Origin of the sequence: Komagataeibacter europaeus LMG 18890 (assembly GCF_000285295.1) — a bacterium.
GTDB classification, from domain to species: Bacteria; Pseudomonadota; Alphaproteobacteria; order Acetobacterales; family Acetobacteraceae; genus Komagataeibacter; species Komagataeibacter europaeus.
In genome coordinates, this window is sequence record NZ_CADP01000197.1 from 1 (window position 1) to 3,199 (window position 3,199).

General features: G+C 63.5%; 3 protein-coding genes. All 3 read left to right on the forward strand.

Translation table 11 applies throughout. From position 1 onward, the window contains the following. Positions 1 to 201: 201 nt before the first annotated feature. The 3 genes from GEU01_RS20425 to GEU01_RS20435 all read left to right on the forward strand — a co-directional run bounded on the left by GEU01_RS20425 (position 202) and on the right by GEU01_RS20435 (position 3,055). The gene (locus GEU01_RS20425) at positions 202 to 2,127 is read left to right on the forward strand and encodes a ParB/RepB/Spo0J family partition protein (protein ID WP_019087518.1); all 1,926 of its coding nucleotides are present in this window, start codon (positions 202 to 204) and stop codon (positions 2,125 to 2,127) included. A gap of 183 nt (positions 2,128 to 2,310) precedes the next feature. Continuing rightward, entirely contained in the window at positions 2,311 to 2,649 is a 339-nt protein-coding gene (locus GEU01_RS20430; protein ID WP_019087519.1) for a hypothetical protein, read from the forward strand. After that, positions 2,642 to 3,055 (forward strand): hypothetical protein, encoded by a 414-nt coding sequence (locus GEU01_RS20435; protein WP_019087511.1) that lies wholly within the window; start codon positions 2,642 to 2,644, stop codon positions 3,053 to 3,055. Before GEU01_RS20430 ends, GEU01_RS20435 begins: the two co-directional genes overlap by 8 nt. The last annotated feature ends 144 nt before the right edge of the window (positions 3,056 to 3,199 follow it).

Genomic DNA, 3,199 nt, shown 5'->3' on the forward strand with positions numbered 1-3,199 from the left:
AAGGAAGAAGAGGCGGCAGCCTGAGAAGGGCTGCCATCTCCGGCCAGGCGCCGCAAGGGGTGGCGCCTCCCCGTGCTCGGCGTCTGCGCCGCCTGCGCGCGGGTCCGGTGCCGCCGCTGCACGGCGCCCTTGCCCCGCCAGCCCGGTGCTGGCCGCCGGAGTGCATCAGGAAAGGCGTCCTGAGAACACGGAGTAAAAACCATGGAACTGCGCGAAGTTGATCCGAAAACCCTGCTCGACAACCCCGAAAACCCGCGGAAATCCGCGCCCAACGAGGCGGAAGAGCGCCAGCTGGCGCTGAACGTCAAGGCCGTCGGGATCATCCACCCGCCCCTGGTCCGCGAAACTCCTGACGGCCTGATGATCGTTGCAGGGCATCGCCGCCGGCGTGCCGCGGTCAAGGCCGGCCTGAAAACCATTCAGGTGACGGTGGCAGGCGATGATGCGGAACTGGACCGGATGCGTGCCGCATCGGAGAACATGATCCGTCAGCCCATGACCCAGGTTGAACAGTGGCGGGTTGTCGCCAGGCTCCGGGAGGAAAAAAAGTGGAATGACACCGCGATCTGCAAGGCGCTGATGCTCACACCGGTGCAGCTGAAGCAGATCGGCCGCCTGTCTGCCATCCTGCCCGAGATTCTGGCGTGGATCGAGGCGGGCAAGGGGCCCGGCAATCGTGAACTGGCGAGCATCGCCCTTGCGTCCACCGCGCTGCAGGAACAGGTCTGGGGCCATTTCGGGTTTCCGGTTGGCTCGTTGCCGCCCGAGGATGTCGAAGCCTGCGAAGATGAGGGCGAGCAACTGCCCGACGGAAATTGGGAACCCGGTGCTGCCATCCCCGATTGGGACCGGATTGCATCAGCCCTGCGGCAGGACCGTTTTTATGCAATCGAGGCCTCGTTTGATGACGCCATTGCAAAAAGCTGCCGGATCGCCTGGCAGGAGGATCTGTTCGGTGAAGCCGGGAAGGACGGCCGTTATACCGATGACGGCTTCGCCTATGAGAAGGCGCAGCGCCAGTGGCTGGGTCAGAACATGCCTGAAGACGCACTGATCCTGCAGAGCGACGAGAACGGCGAGCCGGTCTTCGAACCCGGCATGGTCCGGATCTACTGGCAGCGCGAGGGCGCCACGAAATTCTTCTGGCTTGATCATCGCCTCAAGGTTCGCGAGGGCTGGTGCGTCCTGCCGGGCAGCGAGGCGGCAGGTCGCGTGACGCCGTCCGCCGTCATTGAAGCCCTGCCCGAAGGGCCACGGGAACGGGCGGATATCTCGGGGCGCGGTTTTGACATGATCGGCAGTTTCCGCACCCAGGCGCTGCATGCCGCATTGGACGGCATGCGGGGTTCTGCCGATCCATGGATCCTGCTCGGACTGATGATCGCGGCCCTCAACGCGCAGAATGTCCGGGTGGACGGGGATTCCAACGCGCACTACCCGCAGCGCCGTCCGTCACGCCGGCTCGTGGCTGCCGCCGGACTGTTCCAGGATGGCGAGATGGCGCTGGACGAGGCGCTCCTGCGTGGCGCTGCTGTCGACGTGCTCAAAGCCGTTCTGTCCTGCGAGAAGAACGCGACGAATAGCGGCGACTGGGGTGTCCTGGTCGGCCATATCGTGAAAGCGGACGACCATCTGCCCGCCATGGCGGATGAAGACTTCCTGAAAACGCTCAGCAAGTCCGGCATCACGAAGGCCATAAAGGAGGAAGGCATCCTGCCGCGCAATACCGGCAAGGAAATGCGCCGCGCCCTGATGGACCATGTCGGGCAGGGGAGCTGGGTGCATCCTGCCGCGCGTTTCCAGGTCGATGTCGCAACGCTGAATGCCGCCTTCGCGGAAGCGCTCGCCCCGACATCCGAAGCGGATGACGATGATGGGGACCTGGCGCATGACGACGATATCGACCTGGAAGACGATGTGGATGCTGGTGCGCGGACTGGTGGCCTGGGAACCGCTGATCCTGCCGCGACGGGCATTGAGCTCGATAAAGTGGCTGGTACCCCCCCAGACCTGGCGGCAGATCAAGAGGATGACGTGCCGCACGGCAGGGCGGAAGGTCTGGCTCCGCTATCGCAGACACCCGAAGAATTCCTCAGGACGCATGTTGAGTTTGTAGGCTTCAGCTGAGCGAGGCTGTTGCCGCCGTACGGCTCTGGCTCACGGCCCGTCGCCCTCAGTGGTGACGTCGGGCGGTGAGCCAGCAACGGACTCAGGCAGGACGTCGACCGGGAAATTCTGCGATGCGCCCCCACCGGGCTTATCCAGAACGTCAGGTTACGCGTTCACCTGCGTCGGCGAAGGAGAACCGTGATGACCGATGAATACATGACGGAAAAGCGTCTGATCGGCAGGTATGTGGTTGAACTTTGTTGCCACCCGGATGGTGGGGTTCTGATCCGGACGCCTGAAATCTATCCGCCCGCGGCCCGCCGATGGCGGGGACCCTATGAGAGCGTGGAGGCGGCAGTGGTCGAATTTTCCGCTTTCACGGCGGTTCCCAGAGTCACGTCGGCCGAGCTGGCCCGGCTGAGAGAGCGTGGCTCTGTCGCCGAAATCTGCGGAAAGGATGTGATGGTGTGGCACTGCCCATGGCGGGAAGCCAAGACACTGAGCGAATTTGTCCTGGCAAGGGAGGACGGCAATGCCTGATTTTCGTATCACGCTGGTTGAGCGCCTGTTTGAAGCGGATGCCGGCGATTTCAGGGTCACGGCGACGGACGCCGAGGCGGCTGCGCGGATCGTCCTCAATGCGGTCCCCGACAGTGTGGACTCTGACGGGATCCGGACCACTATTCTGCCTGACGGCCAGGAAGTGGACCTTGAGGTCGAGGAAGTCGTCCATGGCGAGATCGTGGCCATGGTCCACGATGCGGGAACTGGCGTGCTGCAGGGACAGTTTGGGTTTTCCCTTGTTTTCAGCCCGGGCCGAGAGGCAGCCTTCGTTCTCGCCAGAGTGATGGATCGTGTCCTTGCGGATGACGGTGAGTGGGACAGCCATGCAGCCTGCGTGCTGCTGCGCCGGTATCTGCACGAATACCTGAACGCGGACGCGTAGGAAAAGCAGGAAGAAACAGGAAAAAATATGCCCGAAGGGCCATCGCGCCTCAAACGGTGGCTCTTGTCCCGCTCCGCGGGCCTGCGATGCCGGTGCACGCGCCGCGTTTGACCCGCGATATCCCTTCGGACCGCCAGAAGACAT